The 19,021-nt window shown below is 70.8% G+C and carries 15 protein-coding genes; 10 read left to right on the top strand and 5 right to left on the bottom strand.

Annotation, left to right across the window (positions count from 1 at the left end):
• Positions 1-139: 139 nt before the first annotated feature.
• Positions 140-1,570: an APC family permease gene (locus tag K4B79_RS03910; protein ID WP_232024820.1), complete on the top strand. Its 1,431-nt coding sequence runs from the start codon at positions 140-142 to the stop codon at positions 1,568-1,570.
• Here the strand turns inward: K4B79_RS03910 and K4B79_RS03905 are convergent.
• Positions 1,567-2,733 carry an epoxide hydrolase family protein gene (locus K4B79_RS03905; protein WP_232024819.1) on the bottom strand — a complete coding sequence of 389 codons (1,167 nt, stop codon included), beginning with the start codon at positions 2,731-2,733 and terminating at the stop codon, positions 1,567-1,569. The genes K4B79_RS03910 and K4B79_RS03905 overlap by 4 nt on opposite strands.
• 193 nt (positions 2,734-2,926) lie before the next feature.
• Between K4B79_RS03905 and K4B79_RS03900 the strand changes: the two genes are divergently transcribed.
• Complete coding sequence (locus K4B79_RS03900; protein WP_232024818.1) at positions 2,927-3,502, top strand: CGNR zinc finger domain-containing protein; 576 nt, start codon at positions 2,927-2,929, stop codon at positions 3,500-3,502.
• Between the two features lie 78 nt (positions 3,503-3,580).
• Here the strand turns inward: K4B79_RS03900 and K4B79_RS03895 are convergent, their stop codons facing one another.
• A complete protein-coding gene (locus K4B79_RS03895) occupies positions 3,581-4,408 on the bottom strand; it encodes an IclR family transcriptional regulator (RefSeq protein ID WP_232024817.1) in 828 nt (275 codons plus the stop codon).
• 330 nt (positions 4,409-4,738) lie between these two features.
• Here K4B79_RS03895 and K4B79_RS03890 point away from each other — a divergent pair, with 330 nt between their 5' ends.
• The 5 genes from K4B79_RS03890 to K4B79_RS03870 are packed head-to-tail and all read left to right on the top strand — an operon-like array spanning position 4,739 to position 8,802.
• On the top strand, positions 4,739-5,527 hold the full coding sequence (locus tag K4B79_RS03890) for an ABC transporter substrate-binding protein (RefSeq protein ID WP_232024816.1): 789 nt from the start codon (positions 4,739-4,741) through the stop codon (positions 5,525-5,527).
• A 48-nt stretch (positions 5,528-5,575) separates the two neighbouring features.
• Entirely contained in the window at positions 5,576-6,319 is a 744-nt protein-coding gene (locus K4B79_RS03885) for an amino acid ABC transporter permease (RefSeq protein WP_232024815.1), read from the top strand.
• On the top strand, positions 6,319-6,969 hold the full coding sequence (locus K4B79_RS03880) for an amino acid ABC transporter permease (protein ID WP_232024814.1): 651 nt from the start codon (positions 6,319-6,321) through the stop codon (positions 6,967-6,969). The genes K4B79_RS03885 and K4B79_RS03880 overlap by 1 nt, the downstream gene beginning before the upstream one ends.
• On the top strand, positions 6,969-7,739 hold the full coding sequence (locus K4B79_RS03875; RefSeq protein ID WP_232025411.1) for an amino acid ABC transporter ATP-binding protein: 771 nt from the start codon (positions 6,969-6,971) through the stop codon (positions 7,737-7,739). Before K4B79_RS03880 ends, K4B79_RS03875 begins: the two co-directional genes overlap by 1 nt.
• Positions 7,740-7,797: 58 nt before the next feature.
• The gene (locus K4B79_RS03870; protein ID WP_232024813.1) at positions 7,798-8,802 is read left to right on the top strand and encodes a sugar kinase; all 1,005 of its coding nucleotides are present in this window, start codon (positions 7,798-7,800) and stop codon (positions 8,800-8,802) included.
• A gap of 35 nt (positions 8,803-8,837) precedes the next feature.
• Here the strand turns inward: K4B79_RS03870 and K4B79_RS03865 are convergent, their stop codons facing one another.
• Entirely contained in the window at positions 8,838-9,707 is an 870-nt protein-coding gene (locus tag K4B79_RS03865; protein WP_232024812.1) for an acyl-CoA thioester hydrolase/BAAT C-terminal domain-containing protein, read from the bottom strand.
• A 146-nt stretch (positions 9,708-9,853) separates the two neighbouring features.
• Between K4B79_RS03865 and K4B79_RS03860 the strand changes: the two genes are divergently transcribed.
• Both K4B79_RS03860 and K4B79_RS03855 read left to right on the top strand, forming a co-directional pair.
• A complete protein-coding gene (locus tag K4B79_RS03860; protein WP_232024811.1) occupies positions 9,854-10,687 on the top strand; it encodes an alpha/beta fold hydrolase in 834 nt (277 codons plus the stop codon).
• Positions 10,688-11,007: 320 nt separating this feature from the next.
• Complete coding sequence (locus K4B79_RS03855; RefSeq protein ID WP_232024810.1) at positions 11,008-16,203, top strand: family 43 glycosylhydrolase; 5,196 nt, start codon at positions 11,008-11,010, stop codon at positions 16,201-16,203.
• A gap of 48 nt (positions 16,204-16,251) precedes the next feature.
• Here K4B79_RS03855 and K4B79_RS03850 read toward each other — a convergent pair whose 3' ends face one another.
• Entirely contained in the window at positions 16,252-16,797 is a 546-nt protein-coding gene (locus tag K4B79_RS03850) for a hypothetical protein (protein WP_232024809.1), read from the bottom strand.
• A 146-nt stretch (positions 16,798-16,943) separates the two neighbouring features.
• On the opposite strand from K4B79_RS03850, the gene K4B79_RS03845 reads away from it, so the two are divergent.
• Entirely contained in the window at positions 16,944-18,332 is a 1,389-nt protein-coding gene (locus K4B79_RS03845) for a BTAD domain-containing putative transcriptional regulator (protein WP_232024808.1), read from the top strand.
• Here K4B79_RS03845 and K4B79_RS03840 read toward each other — a convergent pair.
• Positions 18,322-18,978, bottom strand: coding sequence for a maleylpyruvate isomerase N-terminal domain-containing protein (locus K4B79_RS03840; RefSeq protein ID WP_232024807.1), 657 nt, complete (start codon positions 18,976-18,978; stop codon positions 18,322-18,324). The two genes, K4B79_RS03845 and K4B79_RS03840, sit on opposite strands and share 11 nt — an antisense overlap.
• Positions 18,979-19,021: the final 43 nt, after the last annotated feature.

Genomic DNA, 19,021 nt, shown 5'->3' with positions numbered 1-19,021 from the left:
GCACTGTTGGGCCTTGGTATCAACCTGCTCACCGTTTGAGTGACGGAGGGTATCGCGGCGGCCGTGCCGGGTATGCCGACCGAGGCGCAGCGCTCGCGCGACGCAGGTGAACAGCCGGCGACGACGACAAGGATCAGCCATGTCCCCTACGAGTTCATCGAGTCCGACCGCGACCACCGGCGGTGACCAGCCCGAGCTGAAGCGGGTGATGGGGCCGGGCCTGTTGTTGCTGTTCATCGTCGGCGACATCCTCGGAACCGGCGTCTACGCGCTGACCGGACAGGTCGCCGGAGAGGTCGGGGGCGCGGCGTGGCTGCCGTTCCTGATCGCCTTCGCGGTCGCTCTGGTGACCGCCTGTTCGTATCTGGAGCTGGTCACCAAGTACCCGCAGGCCGCGGGCGCCGCGCTGTACACGCACAAGGCGTTCGGCAAGCACTTCCTGACCTTCCTGGTGTGCTTCGCCGTGATGTGCTCGGGCATCACCTCCGCGTCGGCGGCCTCGCGGGCCTTCGCCGCGAACCTGGCCACCGGCTTCGATCTCGACGTCGGCAACGGCGTCATCCTGCTGATCGCCCTGGGTTTCATGACCCTGGTGCTGCTGGTCAACCTCCGGGGTGTGGCGGAGAGCCTCAAGGTCAATGTGCTGCTGACCACGGTGGAGCTGAGCGGTCTGCTCCTCGTCATCCTGATCAGCGGCTGGTTCATCGCGGGCGGGGACGCCGACTTCTCCCGGGTCGTCGCCTTCGAGACCGCCTCCGACAAGAACGTCTTCCTGGCGGTGAGCACCGCGACCTCGCTGGCCTTCTTCGCCATGGTCGGCTTCGAGGACTCGGTCAACATGGCGGAGGAGACCAGGGATCCGGCCCGGATCTTCCCCCGCATGATGTTCACCGGCCTCGGCATCACGGGACTGATCTACGTGCTGGTGTCCATCTGTGCCGTGGCGGTGGTCCCGGTCGGCCGACTCGCCGACAGCGAGACCCCGTTGGCCACGGTGGTGCAGACCGCCGCGCCCGACTTCCCGATCTCCGACCTGCTGCCGTTCATCTCGATGTTCGCCGTCGCGAACTCCGCGCTGATCAACATGATGATGGCCAGCCGGCTGCTGTACGGGATGGGCAAGCAGGGCGTACTGCCGCCGTTCCTGTCCACGGTGCACGCCGTACGCCGCACCCCGACGGCGGCGATCGTGTTCACCACCTGCGTCGCGTTCGGTCTGATCACCTACGTCTCCCTGAGCCCCGACAGCCCCGTGGTGGCGCTGCTGGGCGGGACGACGTCACTGCTCCTGCTCACGGTCTTCGCGGTCGTCAACGTGTCGGTGCTCGTGCTGCGCAAGGACGTGGTGGACGTGGAGCACTTCCGGGCCGGCCGGGTCCTGCCCGTCGTGGGCGCGGTGACCTGTCTCTACCTGGTCCTGCCCTGGTCCTCCGGCCGTCCCGGCGACCAGTACCGCATCGCCGGCGTCCTGCTGCTGATCGGCCTCGTCCTGTGGGCCCTCACCTGGTACACGCGGCGCGGTGCCGCGGCCTCCGAGGGAGCCGATCCGGACCGGAAGGCGCCGTACTAGGCGGCCAGCACCGCCGCGAGGCCTTCCCGCAGATCCCTGACGAAGTACTCGGGAACCTCCAGCGACGGGAAGTGTCCCCCGGTCTCGGGCGAGCTCCATCGGACGATCCGCCGGAACCGCTCCTCGGCCCAGGGGCGCGGACACTTCTCGATGTCGCGGGGATACACGCTGATGGCCGACGGGACGTCGGCCCGAAGGCCGGGGTCGAGCGAGTTGTGGCTTTCGTAGTAGATGCGGGCCGCCGACGCGCCGGTCCGTGTCAGCCAGTACAGGGTGACGTTGTCGAGGACCTTGTCTCGGGAGAGCCTCTCGAACGGGCTGTCCTCGGTGTCCGTCCACTCCGCGAACTTGTCGAGAATCCAGGCGAGAAGACCCACCGGTGAGTCGACGAGCGAGTAGCCGATGGTCTGCGGCCGGGTCGCCTGCTGCTTCGCGTACGCCGCGCGGTGGAGCCAGAAGTCGCGGGTCTCCTCGGTCCATTCACGCTCGGCCGAGGTCAGCCCGTCCGTGGTCAGCCCGGGCGGTGCCTGTGCGGTCGTCGTGTGGATGCCGAGCACCTGCTGCGGGAACCGGCCGCCGAGGATGGTGGTGATCACGCCTCCCCAGTCGCCGCCGTGGGCCACAAACCTGCTGTAGCCGAGCCTTTCCATCAGTTCCACCCAGGTGGCGGCGATCTTCTCGGTTCCCCACCCGGTGGTGGCCGGCTTGTCGCTGTAACCGAAGCCCGGCAGCGACGGGGCCACGACGTGGAACGCCGGTGCGTCCGCGCTCTCCGGATCCGCCAGGTCGTCCATGACATGGGTGAACTCGGCGATGCTGCCCGGCCATCCGTGCGTCAGGAGCAGAGGGGTGGCGTCCGCCCGGGTGGACCGGCGGTGCAGGAAATGGATTCCCAGACCGTCGATGGTCGTACGGAACTGGCCGATCTGGTCGAGGCGTGCCGCGAACGACCGCCAGTCGTACCCGGTGCGCCAGTAGTCCACGACATCGACGAGGTCGACGAGGGGGACGCCCTGATCCCAGCGGCGCGGGTCGGGCGCGGCGCGGCGGACCGTCTCGGCCTCCGGCAGCCGTGCCGCGGCCAGTCGCGCGCGCAGGTCGGCGAGGTCGGGGTCGGCAGCGGGGGTCTCGAACGCCTGCACGTCGCCGGTCCGACGGCTCATCAGACGCCTCCTTCGCGGTGGGCCGAGGTGATGGCAGCGCCGGGATCGACGGCGACCGCGGTGTCGGTGACGCACCAGCGTGTGGACATGAGACCTCCCGGTCATCGACGGAACCGGCCCGACGCCCGTCGGAACCGGCTATGACGGTTCTAACAGGTCTCGATGGCGGGGTGCAACCGGCTATGGTGGTTCCATGCGTGCTCAGTTCCCTGACTTCCGCCTCGGCAAGGTGCTGGCGACCAGCTTCACGGGGACGCTGTCGGAGCGTCACGGCGACACCGTGGAGCGCATCCCCACGCCGCACCGGCTCGTCGACTGGCTGACGGTCAGTGGCCTCGCCGTGGAGTCCTGCACCACCGCCCAGCTCGAACGGGCCTGGGAGCTGAGGGAGTCGATTCACGCCGCCGCGACGGCGGCCGCGCGCCAGGACCCGCTCCCGGCAGCCGCCGTCCAGGTCATCAACGACCGCAGCACTGAGGGTCGGGCCGCGGCCGTCCTGACACCCGAGGGCACCCGGCAGTGGCGCCTGAGCCCGGCCTCCCCCGTGGAGGATGCCCTGGGCGTGATCGCCGCCGACGCGATCAGCGTCATCGCGGGCGAACGGGACGGACGACTGGCCCTGTGCGCATCACCGACCTGCCGAGCCGCCTTCTTCGACACCAGCCGAAGCCGCACCCGCAGATGGTGCGACATGAACACATGCGGGAACCGCCAGAAGAAGGCGCGCTTCCACGCCTCCAGGAACGAAAACCCCGCAGCGGCACAGTAGGCGGCGCTCTCGATACGTCCACACGGACCGGTGTCGGACCGATGACCGACGGCCGAGAACCGATGGCCGATGACGGTGTCACCGCGCCGTCGGCACGACTCCTCCCAGGCGGTCGGTGAGGGCCTGCGCCGTCTCCGTCACCCGCCGTCCGATCTCCGCGAGGCGGTCGTGCGTCACGCGGGAGGCCGGGCCGGAGATGCTGACCGCCGTGACGACACTCCCGCCGTGGTCGAAGACCGGCGCGGCCACACAGCGGATGTCGAGTTCGTTCTCCACGTCGTCGATGGCGTAGCCGCGCTCACGGATGCGGGCGAGTTCGGCGCGCAGTTCCTCGGGGGAGGTGATGGTCGCCGGCGTGCGGGCGGGCATGCCCGCCGCCGTCACCCTGCCGAGGACGTCGTCCCCGGCATGGGCGAGGAAGGCCTTGCCGGTGGCCGTGCAGTAGGCCGGCTGACGGCCGCCGACCCGGGAGTGCATGCGGACCGCCTGAGCGCTCTCGACCTTGTCGATGTAGATGATCTCGGGGGGATCGAAGCTGACCAGGTGCACCGCCTCGCGCACGTCCTGGGCGAGCTGGTGCAGCAGGGGCGAGGCCGTGCGCCGGATGTCGAGCCGCTCCAGGTAGAGCTGACCGAGCAGGGCGTTCTGCGGTCCGAGCCGGTAATGGCCGCTCTCCGGGTCCTGGTCGACCAACCGCTCCTCCCGTAGCGGGCCGACAAGCCGCAGCACGGTGCTCTTGCTCATCGCGAGCCCGGTGGCGAGGTCGGTGAGCGAGGTGCCGTGCGGGTGGGCGTCGTCCTGGGCGAGGTACATCAGGATGCTCAGCGCTCGACGCAGGGACGACGAGGCGTTGCGACGGGCGCCGGGTACGTCAGGAGTCTGGTCCGCGCTGTCGGACGTAGCCACGCCGGTTCCTCCCGTGGGGATGCCGAGCGGGGAGGGTCGGTCCCCGCAGGTCCGCTACCGGGACCCGACCCGAACCCTAGCGGACTGCATTGCAAAACCGAATATCACATATTGAAATCGACCGTTGACGCCCTCGGACTGTCGGGCTAACTTCTGCGCAACGCAATGCGAAACGCGGTTCTGCATTGCAAAATCTCTTCGGCGATCGATGGCGTTCGCCCGCCCTCCCCCTCTTCGGCCGCCCCGGCCCACCCTCACCCCTCCCGGAAGGGAACACATGTGATGAGACCTCGTCACGGTACTCGCACTTTGATGTCGATTTGTATCGGTGTGACCGCCGTCGCATCGCTCGCCGCCTGCACCTCCGCCAGCGGCACCTCGGCCGCGGGCCAGCAGGGCTCGACGCTGCAGGACGTCATCAAGCGCGGCACCCTCAACGTCGCCAGCTGCCTGACGTTCCCGCCGTTCGGCTCGATGGACGCGAACAACAAGCCGCAGGGATTCGACGTCGACGTCGCCACCGCCATGGCCACGGCGCTCGGTGTCAAGGTCAAGATCGTCGACACCACGTCGGCCAACCGCATCCCCAACCTCCAGACCAAGAAGGTCGACGCGGTGGTCTGCAACTTCACGACCACGGCCGAGCGGGCGAAGCAGGTCGCCTTCAGCGACCCCTACATCGTGGCGGGCGAGGTGATGCTGGTGAAGAAGTCCAGCGGCATCGCGACGCTGAAGGACCTCAGCGGCAGGACGGTCGCCGTGACGAAGGGCTCGACCAACGGCGACGCGGTCAAGGCCGGCAATCCGAAGGCGAAGATCCAGGAGTACGACACCTCCTCCGCCGCCGTCCTCGCCGTCAAGCAGGGCCAGGCCGACGCCATGGTCGAGGACTCCAACTTCCTCAACTTCCAGGCCAAGACGGACCCTTCGCTCAAGGTCACCAAGGACTCCGTGGTGCCGCTGGAGTACAACGGCATCGGCGTGCCGCTGGGCGACGCCACCTGGCTCCAGTGGGTCGACACCTGGCTGCGGGAGTTCAACACCTCCGGTCAGGCCGGCGCCCTCTACAAGAAGTGGTTCGGCGTGGACCGCGTCTACCCGCTCACCCCGTCCTACTGAGTTCCGGTGGGGCGGCGGCCGGGTGCCGCCGCCCTGTGGAGGAGTCCCATGTTCGTCGACTGGACCTATGCCCTCCGGGACTGGACCACCTATCTCGACGCGGCCTGGCTGTCCCTGAAGCTGTCGCTCGAAGCGTTCGTGCTCGCCTTCGCCCTCGGCCTGCTCGGAGCGCTCGCCCGCAGATCGCGCCACGCCGTGCTGCGGGCGCCCGCGGCCGTCTACGTCGAGGTCATCCGCAACACCCCTGTGCTGCTCCAGATGTTCGTCGCCTACTTCGCCCTGCCCTCGGCGGGTCTTCGGCTGAGCCCGGTGCAGGCGGGCGTGCTGGCCCTCGGTGTGAACGTCGGCGCGTATCTCACCGAGATCTTCCGCGCCGGCATCCAGGCCGTCCCCCGCGGACAGCGCGAGGCGGCCCGGGTGCTGGCCCTGAGCCCGGTGCGCACCTTCGCGCACGTGGTGCTCCCGCAGGCCCTGCGCAACGTCTACCCCGCCGTGGTGAACCAGTTGGTCCAGATCATCCTGGGCTCGTCACTGCTGTCCGCCATCTCCGTGCCCGAGCTGACGGGCACCGCCATGGTCATCAACTCCCGCACGCTGCTGACCGTGCAGGTCTTCGGTATTGCCGCGGTGCTCTACCTGATCCTCACCAACGCGGTCGTCCTGGTGGCCGGGTTCGTCGGCCGCGCCGCGTTCAAGCCGCCGCTGCGCACCCCCGCACGGCCCGGTCCACTGAGCGCCGTACGCCGTCTGCTGCCGGCCCGTGCCCCGGGTCCCGTCCGGAAGGAGGCCTGATGGACTGGTCGGTCATCTGGTCCAACCGTGAGCTGTACGTCTCCGGTCTGTGGGCCACGGTGCTGCTGTCGCTCGCGGCGATCGGCACCGGAACGCTCCTCGGGCTGGTCGTCGCGGCCGTGCGCACCAGCCGCGTCCCGGTCCTGGCCCAGCTCGCGCGGGCCTATCTGGAGGTCTTCCGCGGCACACCGCTGCTGATCCAGATGCTGTTCATCTACTTCGGCGCGGCCTACCTCGGCCTGGTGGGCATCACCGTCTTCGGCGCCGCGCTGCTGGCCCTGACCCTGTACCAGGGCGCCTACATCGCGGAGATCTTCCGGGCCGGCATCGAGGCGGTGCCCCGGGGGCAGTGGGAGGCGGCGCGCGTCCTGGGCCTGCCCCGCGCCCGGACGTTCGTCAGCGTCGTCCTCCCTCAGACCCGGGCGATCGTCCTGCCGCCCCTGGTCGGCCAGTACCTCTCCCTGATCAAGGACACCTCGATCGCCGTGGTGATCGGCTACGTCGAACTGGTCCGCCAGGGGCAGGCCGTCATCGACCGGGTGGGAGACCCCGGTACGTCCTACATCGCCGTAGCCGCCCTGTACTTCGTCATCTGCTACCCGCTGTCGCTGCTCGTGCGGCACATGGAGCGAAAGGCTGTCACCGCATGATGATCACCGATTCCGCCGCCCAGCAGAAGGCGGTGACCACCTCGCGGATCTCGCTGTCCGGCGTGCACAAGCGCTTCGGCGACCTGGAGGTCCTCAAGGGCGTCGACATCGACGTGGAACCGGGCGAGGTCGTCGTCCTCATCGGCGCCAGCGGCTCCGGCAAGAGCACCCTGCTGCGCATCATGTGCGACCTGGAACGAGCGGACGACGGCGAGGTGTGGGTGGGCGGTGTCCCGCTGCACGACCGCAAGCGCGCCCCCGAGATCTTCGGTCATGTCGGGATGGTCTTCCAGCAGTTCAACCTCTTCCCCCACAAGACCGCGCTGGGCAATGTCACGCTCGCCCTGCTGAAGGTCAGGAAGCTCTCCCGGGCGCAGGCGGAGGAGCACGGCCGGGCCGCCCTGACCCGGGTCGGGCTCGCCGACAAGGCCGACGCCTATCCCGCACAGCTCTCCGGGGGCCAGCAGCAGCGGGTCGCCATCGCCCGCGCGCTGGCCATGGACCCGGCGATCATGTTCTTCGACGAGCCGACCTCCGCCCTCGACCCCGAGCTCGTCGGCGAGGTCACCGGCGTCATGCGCTCCCTCGCCGAGGACGGCATGACCATGGTCGTCGTCACCCACGAGATGCGCTTCGCCAAGGACACCGCCGACCGCGTGGTGTTCATGGACGGGGGTGTCGTCCTCGAACAGGGTCCGCCCGAGCAGGTCTTCGGCAACCCCGCCGAACAGCGCACCCAGCAGTTCCTGCACCGTGTCCTCGACACCTGAGGGCTCCCCTGCCGCCGCACCGGCGGCGCCGCACCGACGCTCGCTCAAGGAAACCCTCGTGCCCGTCCCGCCTCCGCGTCCGCCGTCCGGTTCCGCGAGCACGGCCGACGTGGTGTGCGTCGGGGAGACGATGGCCGTCCTCAGTCCCGCGGACACACGGCCTCTGGCGCACCAGAGGTCGCTGGCCCTCGCCGTGGGCGGAGCCGAGTCCAACGTGGCCTGCGCTCTGGCCGCCCTCGGACACCGCGCCGCCTGGCTGGGCCGGGTGGGCGACGATCCGCTCGGGCGGCGGGTGCTGGACGACCTGGCGGCCCGGGGCGTCGACGTCTCCGCCGTCCAGAGGGACCCGCACCGGCCGACCGGCGTCTACTTCAAGGATCCCGGACCCGACGGCACCGGCACGTACTACTACCGCCGGGGCTCGGCGGCCGCCGCCATGGACCCCGGCCTGGCGGGCCACCGGCTCCTTCGCGGGGCCCGCGTGCTGCACGTCTCCGGCATCACCGCCGCGCTGTCGGACAGCTGCGCCGACCTGGTCACCCACCTCGTGTGCCGCCGGGCCGTCGCCGGCCCGGCCGTCTCCTTCGACGTCAACTACCGGCCGGCGCTGTGGCGGGACCGGCCGGGCGACGCCGCCCCGGTCCTGCGGGACCTGGCCCGCGGCGCCGACCTCGTGCTCGTCGGGCGTGACGAGGCCGAGACCCTGTGGGGCACCCGTACGGCGCGGGAGATCCGCGACCTGCTCGGTACCGGTCCGGCGCTGATCGTCAAGGACGCCGGGTACGGCGCCACGGCGTTCGGCGCCGACGGGGAGGAGACCTTCGTGCCCGCCCCGGCCAGCCAGGTCGTGGAGCAGGTCGGTGCCGGTGACGCCTTCGCCGCGGGCTGCCTCGCGGCCCTGCTGGAAGGACGGACCACCTCCGACGGGCTGCGTCTGGGGCACCTGCTGGCCTCCGCGGCCCTCGGCACCCGGGAGGACGTCCCCCCGGTCCTGGTCCGGGACGCCCTCGACCGCCATCTGGCGCTCGACAACACGGCCTGGTCCGCTCTGCGCCTGCCCTGACCTCCCCTGGCCGCGGGAGGCGCACCGGGCCGGGATCACGGCGGCGCCTCACCACCCGCGCCGCGCAGCAGGTCCACCACATGGGGCCAGGCGGCCGCGCCCAGCAGGGCGTCTGCCTCGGCTGTGCCGCCGTAGCGGAAGCGCGGGGACGCCGGTGCCGGGCTCTCGCCGGGAAAACGGGGGCGGTGGCCGGCGTCCCGGCGGGAGATCAGACGTACCGGTGTTCCGGCCGAGCGGCGGCGCCGCGCCAGGTGTTCGGCGTAGGTCAGGGACGGCCACATCTCGTCGTCTCCGCCCGCGACCAACAGCAGGTCGGCCCGCGCCTTCTCGACCGGGATCTCCGCCGGAGGCAGGAGTGCGGCGAAGGTCCGCTCGCTGAGCTCGTACCAGCCGCGGATGGCGACCGGTCCGTCGGCAGGATCCCGGGAAGCCGATGTCCAGGAGTCGTCCATCGGCACGAAGGGCACGGCCTGGCCCCGCCAGGTCCACGACGACCGAGGGGGGAACTGTTCTCCGTCGCTGCCCGGCCCGATGTTGCACCAGACCCGGGACGTGGGCGACACCGCGACCACTACGTCGACGCGCGGATCGCGCGCCGCCGTGAGGAGTGCGGCCTCGGCACCCTTGGACGTGCCGAGGATGCCGAGGCGTCGCGCCTCGCCCGCCCTGAGGAGGTCCAGGGCGTCGGTGAAGGTCTCCAGGGGGATTTCGCAGATCCCCGCGGGCTGCCCCGGCCCGCCGAACCAGCGGATCGACAGGGCCGTCATGCCCCGCCGGGCGAGGAGGTGGGCTCTTTCGCGTTCGACGCGCCCGCTGGAGCCGGCCAGGACCAGAACCCCCACGTCGCTCCCGTGGGCGGGAGCCACCACCACTCCTTCCCAGGGGTGGGTCACTTCGCGCTCCACGACATCCACCTGGTTCCCCTTTCGGCTCGCCCGCACCTGTCGGCGCAGCCCGGTCGTCCGCCGTGGACATCATCACCGGGGCTCCGGGGCAGGTGCCTCGGGGGCGTGGCATTCCGTCCACGCGGCGACCGAGAGGAACGACACCAGTGAGCGAATGGCAGCTGACCGAGACCTTCCACAGCGCGGCGGGCGAGGTCCGCTGGGGCACCCTCGGACGACCCGGCGGGGACCCGGTGGTCCTGCTCCACGGCACACCGTTCTCGTCGTACGTGTGGCGCGACGTCGCGCACGCGCTCGCCGGCCACCACCAGGTGTTCGTGTGGGACATGCCCGGCTACGGGGCCTCGGAGAAGTCGGTCGGTCAGGATGTCTCGCTGGCCGTCCAGAGCAGGGTCTTCACCCAGCTCCTGGAGCACTGGGGTCTCGATGAACCGCTGGTGGTGGCCCACGACTTCGGCGGAGCGGTCTCCCTGCGGGCGCATCTGCTGCACGGGGCGCGGTACCGGGCGCTCGCCGTGGTCGATCCGGTGGCACTGGCGCCGTGGGGCTCGCCGTTCTTCCGGCTCGTCGGCGAGAACTCCGGGGTGTTCGAGCAGCTGCCTCCCGCGCTGCACCGGGCCCTGGTGCGTGAGTACGTGGGCTCGGCGAGCAGTCGCGGCCTGCATCCGGCGGTCCTCGACCAGCTCGTGGAGCCCTGGCTCGGCGACCCCGGCCAGGGGGCCTTCTACCGGCAGATCGCCCAGGCCGACCAGCGCTACACCGACGAAGTGCAGGAACGCTACGGCGAGATCGCCGTCCCGACGCTCGTGTGCTGGGGCGAGGACGACGCCTGGATCCCCGTGGCGAAGGGCCACGAGCTCGCCGCCCGCATCCCGGACGCACGCTTCGAACCCATCCCCGGTGCCGGTCACCTCGTCCAGGAGGACGCGCCCGCGCAGCTGACCGCGGCGCTGGTCGCCTTCCTCCGGCAGCAGGGCTGACGCCCGGCACCCGAGGCGGCGCGCAACTCCGGCCGACGGCACGGGAGGACGCGGGGCGGGAGGACGCGGGGCGGCGGGACGGGAGGACGGGAGGACGGGAGGACGCCGGTCGTTCGACCTGCCGGACATCGTTCGAAACCTCTTGACGGTGCACCACCAGGCGATTGACACTCTCGCAACACGACGTGACACAGCCGAAACGACAGGGCGCCCCTGGCCAGGGCGCCCGTTCTCGGCGCACTTCCCCCTTGCCTTCCCCTTGCCTTCCGCTTGCCTTCCGCCCTTCCTCCGTCAGCCATGCCTCAGCAGGGAAACCCCACATGACGTACATCGCACGTCCGCGCGGTCGCGCGAGACGCTGGGCGGGCCGCCTCGCCGGCCTGACCGTCGCGTCGTTGTTCCTGGGCCTCGCCGCTCCCGTCGCTCCCACCCAGGCGGCCGAGGCCGCGGACGTCACCGAGGGACTGGCCCTCTGGTACAAACTCGACGGCGCCTCCGGCAGCACCGTCACCGACGCCTCCGGCCACGGCCGTGACGGCACGGTGAACGGGACCGCCGACTGGTCGGGCACCGGTCAGGGGCTCGCCTTCAACGGCTCCGACACTTATGTGAAGGTGCCGGACGACGTCATGAAGGGCATGGACGCGATCACCGTCTCGACGGACGTGCTGATCGACTCCGCGCAGACGACGCCGTACTTCATCTACGGCTTCGGCAACTCCAGCGGGAGCAACGGCGACGGGTACCTGTTCACCACCGGCAACTCCCTGCGCACCTCGATCGCGACCGGCAACTGGTCGACGGAACAGACCACCAGGCCCTCCGACTCGCACAACCTGACCCGCGCGGTGTGGAAGCACCTCACCTACACCCAGACCGGGAACACCGGTGTGCTCTACGAGGACGGTGTCGAGGTCGGCCGCAACACAGCGGTCACCATCACACCCGGCGCGATCGGCTCCGGCGCCACCACCGCCAACTTCCTCGGCAAGTCGGTCTATTCGGGCGACAAGCTCTTCAAGGGCAGGCTCCGTGACTTCCGGGTCTACGACCGGGCGCTGGATGCCTCCGAGGTCGGGCAGCTGGCCCTGCCGGTCGCCACACAGGGCGTCGCCGACGACAGGTCCGCGCTGAGCCTCGGCGACACCGGCGCGGTCACCGGCGACCTGGACCTGCCGAAGGTCGGGACGGCGGGCGGCTCCAGCATCGGCTGGGCCAGCGACAACACCGCCGTGGTCTCCGCCACCGGCAAGGTCACCCGCCCCGCCGCCGGCGAGCCCGACGGCCACGCCACGCTCACGGCGACCCTGAAGAAGGGCACCGTCACCGACACCAAGTCCTTCGACGTCACCGTCCTGCCGGAACTCGACGACCGGGCGGCCACCGAACAGGCCGCGCAGGCCCTCACGGTCCACAACCTCGACGACGTGCGCGGCAACCTCACCCTCCCCGCACGCGGTATGTACGGCACCGAGGTCGCCTGGTCCTCCGCGAACGCCGATGTCGTCTCCGCCGACGGCGTGGTCAACCGCCCCGCGCACGGCGAGGGCGCCACGACCGTCGAGCTGACCGCCACCGTCACCAAAGGCGAGGCGAGGGCGACCCGCCTCTTCTCCGCGAAGGTCCCCGAACTGCCCGCGCAACAGGCCCTCAAGGGCTACATGTTCAGCTACTTCACCGGTGAGGGCACCTCGGACGGCGAGCAGCTCTACGCGGCCCTGAGCAAGGGCAACGACCCGTTGAAATGGCGGGAGTTGAACGAGGGCAAGCCGGTCCTGACGTCCACGCTCGGCGAGAAGGGCCTGCGCGACCCGTTCATCATCCGCTCCCCCGAGGGCGACAAGTTCTACCAGATCGCCACCGACCTGAGGATCTACGGAAACGGCGACTGGGACGCCTCCCAGCGCACCGGCAGCAAGTCCATCATGGTCTGGGAGTCCACCGACCTGGTCCACTGGACGAACCAGCGGCTGGTGAAGGTCTCGCCCGACAGCGCGGGCAACACCTGGGCGCCGGAGGCGTTCTACGACGCGAAGCTCGGCGAGTACGTGGTGTTCTGGGCGTCGAAGCTGTACGACAACGAGGCGCACTCCGGCGACACGTACAACCGCATGATGTACGCGACGACCCGGGACTTCTACACCTTCAGCGAGCCCAAGGTGTGGATCGACCGCGGCTACTCGGTCATCGACTCCACGATGATCCAGCACGACGGCACCTACTACCGCCTCTCCAAGGACGAGCGGAACAACACCTCCTCCACCCCCAACAGCAAGTTCATCTTCCAGGAGCAGAGCGACTCGGTCCTGAACACGAACTGGACCGCGGTCGCCGAGGGCATCGGCAAGGGCGCGATGAGCGCCGCCGAAGGCCCGCTGGTGTTCAAGTCGAACACCGAGGAGAAGTGGTACGCGTTCCTGGACGAGTTCGGCGGCCGCGGCTACATCCCGTTCGAGACGACGGACCTCGCCTCGGGGACCTGGACGCCGTCCACCGACTACGACCTGCCGTCCAAGCCGCGCCACGGCACGGTGCTGCCGGTCACCCAGGCCGAGTACGACCGGCTGCTGCGCGCCTACCAGCCCGACCAGATCGTGCGGAGTGTCGAGGACGTCACCGTGCGCACGAAGATCGGCCGGGCGCCGGTCCTGCCGGTCACGGTGATCGCCGAGTACGCCGACGGCGTCAAGCGCCCCGTCGCCGTGACCTGGGAGGACATACCGGCATCGCAGTACGCGCAGGCCGGCACCTTCACCGTGACCGGCAGCCTGCCGGACGGTACCGCGATCCCGGTCCGGGCCCAGGTCACCGTGTCGGAGGAGGGCCCCGACGTCCCGGCCGACCTGCTCCTGCGCTACGACTTCGACGAGACCGGCGGCAGCATCGTCCGTGACTCCAGCGGCCACGGCCACCACGGCACCTACGTCCGCACCCCCGAGTTCGGGACCGGCGTGCACGGCGGCTCGTTCAAGATGTCCGGCGACGCCACCACCTCCCCCTACGTCAAGATCCCGAACGGCGTGCTGAAGGACGCCGACAGCATCACCGTCTCGACGTACGCCAAGTGGAAGGGCGGCAGCGGCTTCCAGTGGCTGTTCGGGCTCGGGCCGGACAGCGACAAGTACCTCTTCGCCACTCCCTCCAACGGCGGCTCCAGCCTCTACTCGGCCATCACGAAGGCTAGTTGGTCGGCGGAGTCGAAGCTGACGGGTGGCTCGCAGCTCACGCCCGGCCAGTGGAGGCACGTCACGGTGACGCTCGACGGCGCCACCGGCACGATGGTCCTCTATGCCGACGGCGTCGAGGTGGCCCGGACGACGACCACCATCAAACCCTCGGAGCTGTACGACGCCGCCAAGGACTACAGCGGCTACATCGGCCGGTCCCTGTACGCGGCCGACCCGTACTTCGGCGGTGAGGTCGACGACTTCCGCGTCTACGACCGGGCCCTGTCGGGCGCCGAGGTCATGGCGCTCAGTGGCAACACGGCGGGCATCGCCAGGGCGACGCACCCCGCGCTCAAGGTCGACGCGCTCATCGACAACGCCAACAGCAGGATCACGCTGCCGATGAAGGAGGGCACCGATCTCACCGCACTGGCCCCGGAGTTCGCCCTCGCCGAGGGAGCGGCGATCAGCCCCGCCTCCGGCAGCGTCCAGGACTTCGGCAAGCCGGTGACGTACGAGGTGACCGGGTCCGACGGCAAGAAGCGGACCTGGACCGTCTCCGCGCTGGTCATGAGGACCCCGTCCCTGCCCGGGCTCAACGCCGACCCGAACATCGTGCGGTTCGGCGACACCTTCTACCTGTACCCGACCACCGACGGCTTCGAGGGCTGGAGCGGCACGCGGTTCAAGGCGTACTCCTCCACCGACCTGGTCCACTGGAAGGACCACGGCGTCATCCTCGACCTCGGTCCGGACGTCTCCTGGGCCGACAGCAGGGCCTGGGCGCCGGCGATGACGGAGAAGGACGGGAAGTACTACTTCTACTTCTGCGCCGACGCCAACATCGGCGTCGCGGTGTCCGACTCGCCGACCGGACCGTTCAAGGACGCGCTGGGCAAGCCGCTGCTGAAGGCGGGCCAGTTCAGCGGCCAGATGATCGACCCGGCCGTGTTCACGGACGACGACGGGCAGCAGTACCTCTACTGGGGCAACGGCCGCGCCTATGTCGCCCCGCTGAACGACGACATGACCTCCCTCGACCTCACGAAGATGAAGGACATCACGCCCAGCGGCTACAACGAGGGCACGTTCGTCGTGAAGCGCAAGGGCACCTACTACTTCATGTGGTCGGAGAACGACACCCGCGACGAGAACTACCGGGTCGCCTACGCCACCGGCCCCTCCCCCACCGGCCCGTGGACCAAGCACGGCGTGATCCTGGAGAAGGACCTCTCCCTCGGCATCAAGGGCCCCGGCCACCACTCGGTCGTGCAGGTGCCGAACAGCGACGACTGGTACATCGCCTACCACCGGTTCGCCATCCCCGGCGGAGACGGCACGCACCGCGAAACCACCCTGGACAAGCTGGAGTTCGACGCCGACGGCCTGATCAAGAAGGTCGTGCCGACGCTGACGGGCATCGGCCCGGTGACCGTCGTCCACGCCGGTCCGGACGCGAGCGGCACGGAGGGCGACGCGATCCGGCTGAACGGCACGGTCTCCGGAGCGGGCGGCGCGCGGTGGACGGCCGAGGAGGGGGCGCCCTGCGCCTTCGCCGACGCCGGTGCCGCCTCGACTACGCTCACCTGCACCGACGACGGCACCTACCGGGTCACCCTGACCGGCGGCGGCAGCAGCGACCGGGCGACCGTCACGGTGGCCAACGCGGCACCGGCCCTCACCTCCGCCACGGGCCCGGACTCCCCGGTCTCGGTCGGCGGGCGGGCCGTCGTCACCGCCGGGTTCACCGACGCGGGCAGCGGCGACAGCCACACCTGCGTGGTCGACTGGAAGGACGGCACCGAGCCGCGGGCCGGCACCGTCACCGCCTCCGGCTGCCGCACCGAGCACGCCTACACCAAGGCGGGCATCCGCCGTCCGGTGGTCACCGTCACCGACGACGACGGCGCCTCGGACAGCAGGACGCTCCCCGAGCTGATCGTGTACGACCGCTCGGCCGGGCCCGTGTTCGGTGCCGGGGTCTTCACCTCCCCGGCCGGGGCCCACCCGGCCAAGCCCGCCCTGACCGGCAAGGCCGCCTTCTCCTTCGCCGCGGCCTACACGAAGGGAGCGGTCACCCCGCTCGGCCGGGCCACCCTCGACTTCGGCCCCGCCAAGCTGACGTTCCGCTCCACCGGCTCCGACTGGCTCGTGGTCACCGGCTCCCAGGCCGTGTACCAGGGTTCCGGCACGGTGAACGGCGTCGGTGGCTACGCCTTCCGGATCACCGCGACCGACGGCCCGGACACCTTCCGCGTCAGGATCTGGAAGAAGTCCGGCGGTGACGTCCTCTACGACAACACCACCGGCGCGAGGATCACCGGCGTCATCGCCCTCGGCGACCGCTGACGGCACATCCCACCGACAGGGCGGCTCCCGCACGCGGGGGCCGCCCTGTCAGTCGATGTGCGAGCACAGCTCGTCCACCGTGCCGTGCGCCATGGCCACGGTCTTGTAGCCGGTCGGGCCGATGTGCAGGGTGTACACCCCGTCGACGAGGTACAGGCCGCGCGGCAGATTGCCGCCGTTCTCCCCCACCCCGACCAGCACCGGGCCGCGTACGAACCACGTCTGGGAACCGTCCGCGCCGTAGTCGACGACGGCCGTGCCACTCGCGTCCGCGTCATGGGAGGCACCGGAGTCGGTGTTGGTGACCCGCACCACCAGATCCCCCTTGTAGGCGACCCGCTTCGGCGAACCGTCCGGGCCGACGGCCAGCACCCGTCGCACCACCTCGTCCACGACGGGTTCACCGTGGACGGGGAAGTCGCACCGGGCGCCCGCCGGGACGTCCCAGGGCGTGGCGGGCGCCGGTTCCCACCCCTCGGCCGTCGCGGCGGACACGGCCGAGGCAGGCACGGCTGATGCGGACACGGCTGATGCGGGCACCGCGCCCAGGAGCACGGCGGCAAGGGCGGGCAGGGCAACGACGGCTCGTCGCATGGGTCTTCCCCCAGGTGAGGTCGGTTCGGATACGGGCGGCGCCTGCGAGCGGCGCCCGAAATCAGCCTCGCCCTTCCCGCTCACCAAACCCTCACCACGCTCGTCGGCACGGTCGGGCGCGAGCGCTCCGCTAGGCTGCGCGCATCATGGAGTTCCGGTTGCTCGGCCCGTTCGACGCCCGTCACGACGGGCAGCCGATGCTGGTGGGCAGCCGCCGCCAGGAGCGCTGCATGCTGGCGATCCTGCTGCTGCACGCGGGCCACACCGTGACCACCGCGCGCCTCATCGACCTCCTCTGGAACGGCGCCGCTCCCCCCTCGGCACGCGGCACGGTCCACACGTACGTCGGCAGACTGCGCACCGCCCTCCAGCCGCACGGACCGCGCATCCACACCCGGCCCGACGGCTACGTCGTGGAGGCCGACGGACATCGGATCGACGCCCGGGAGTTCGTCCGCCTGGTCGAGCAGGCGACCGCCGTCGGCGATCCCGCGGAGCGGGCGCGGCTCCACGACGAGGCCCTCGCGCTGTGGCGCGGCCCGCTGCTCGCCGACGTGGCCGACGACCGGCTGCGTGACCGGCTCGGCGGCCGGCTGGACGAGATGCGCCTGTCCACACTGGAGCAGTGGGCCGAGTCCCAGCTCGACATGGGCCGGCACGAGCGGGTCGCGGCCGAGCTGATGGCGACGGTCCAGGACCATCCCGAGCGGGAACGGCTGGTCGCCGCCCGGATGCTGGCCCTGCACCGCGGCGGCCGTCAGGCCGACGCCCTCCAGCTGTACCGCAGCACCAGCCGGGCGCTGGCGACCGGGTTCGGCGTCGACCCGGGCGCCGGGCTGCGCACGCTGCACGAGCGTGTACTGCGCGCCGATCCCCGTCTGGACCGGCCCCCCGCGCCGGTCTACGCGGCACGGGTCGGCGAGGAGTGGCTGCCCTGGAACACCAGCGGGCACCCGGCCCTGGAGTTCTGCAACACCTACGCCGGCTGGCGCGGACCCCGCCTGCCGGGCTCGGAATGGCTGCGCTCCTACTCCACGCTCGCGGTGTGGGCCGGCCACCTGGACCTGGCGGACGACGCGACCGTGGCCCGGCTCCTCGACCGGGCGCGGCGGCATCCCGAGGAGGCCGCCGAAGCCCTGGACGAGGCACGGGAGTTCCGCGGACACCTGTACACCTGCCTGACGGATCCGGACGACGGCGGGGCGTTCAAGGCGGTGGCCGCCGTCGTGGAGGACGCCGTCAAAGCCTCGGTGTTCACCCGTGACGAGGACGGACTCGCGCGCTGGCTGCCGTCCCGCACCGACGACCTGCGGCTGCCGGTCCGCGCGGTCGCCCGCAGCGCCGCCGACCTGCTCGCGGATCCGCGGCGCTTCACGATCCGTGCCTGCCCCGGTGAGAGCTGCGGCTGGCTCTTCCTGGACCGGCGCGGGCGCCGCCGTTGGTGCAGTCTGGCGACCTGCGGCGGCGAGGAGTCGGCACGCGCCGCATGCGTGGCCGCCGGTGTCGCCCGAGCGGACGGCCGGATCAGCCGATGACGAACGGCAACCTCTCGACCAGTGCGCCGAGTTCGGCCTTCTCCGCCGCGGTCGGTTCCCGGCGTCCGGTACCGACCAACAGGACGTCCGTGTCGCCGAACGACGCCGGGAACGCGGTACCGGCGATCTCCTCCAGCATCGCGCGGGACCGGGCCAGGCCCGCCGCGGGCGGTGCCGGGGCGCCGGGAACGTGGGCGATCAGGTCGAGATGGTGCAGCGTCCACTCCAGGACGTAGGCGCTGAGGTAGTCCCCCACGGTGAGGACCATGTCCTGGGTGCTCACCCGGGCGGCGGGGTCGGCGAGTTCGGCCGCGCGTCCGGCGGCGGAGCCGACGTCGTCGAGGTGGAACTTCAACAGGTGCGGTTCCACGTAGGCGGCGGCGAGGCGGACGATCAGCGCGTCGAGCGGATCGTCACCGGTGGGCCGCTCGTTGCCCACGTTCCAGTAGGTGACCGCGTTCACGGTCGGTTCCGTCCCGGCCGGGGTGACCAGGGTGATCAGCACGTCCTGCGCGTCGATGACCAGATGGCAGACCAGGTCCCGCACCAGCCAGCCGGCGCAGCCCGACGGCCGCGCGAAATCCTCGTCGGCGAGTTCGGCGACCGCCGTGCGCAACGCCGCCCAGGAGCGTGAGAAGAGATCCACACCGGCACGGTAGTGCGGGGCCGGACGGGCGGACAACCGGACG

Origin of the sequence: Streptomyces lincolnensis, from assembly GCF_021173675.1 — a bacterium.
Taxonomy (GTDB): domain Bacteria; phylum Actinomycetota; class Actinomycetes; order Streptomycetales; family Streptomycetaceae; genus Streptomyces; species Streptomyces lincolnensis_B.
This window is presented reverse-complemented; position numbering and strand designations above follow the sequence as displayed.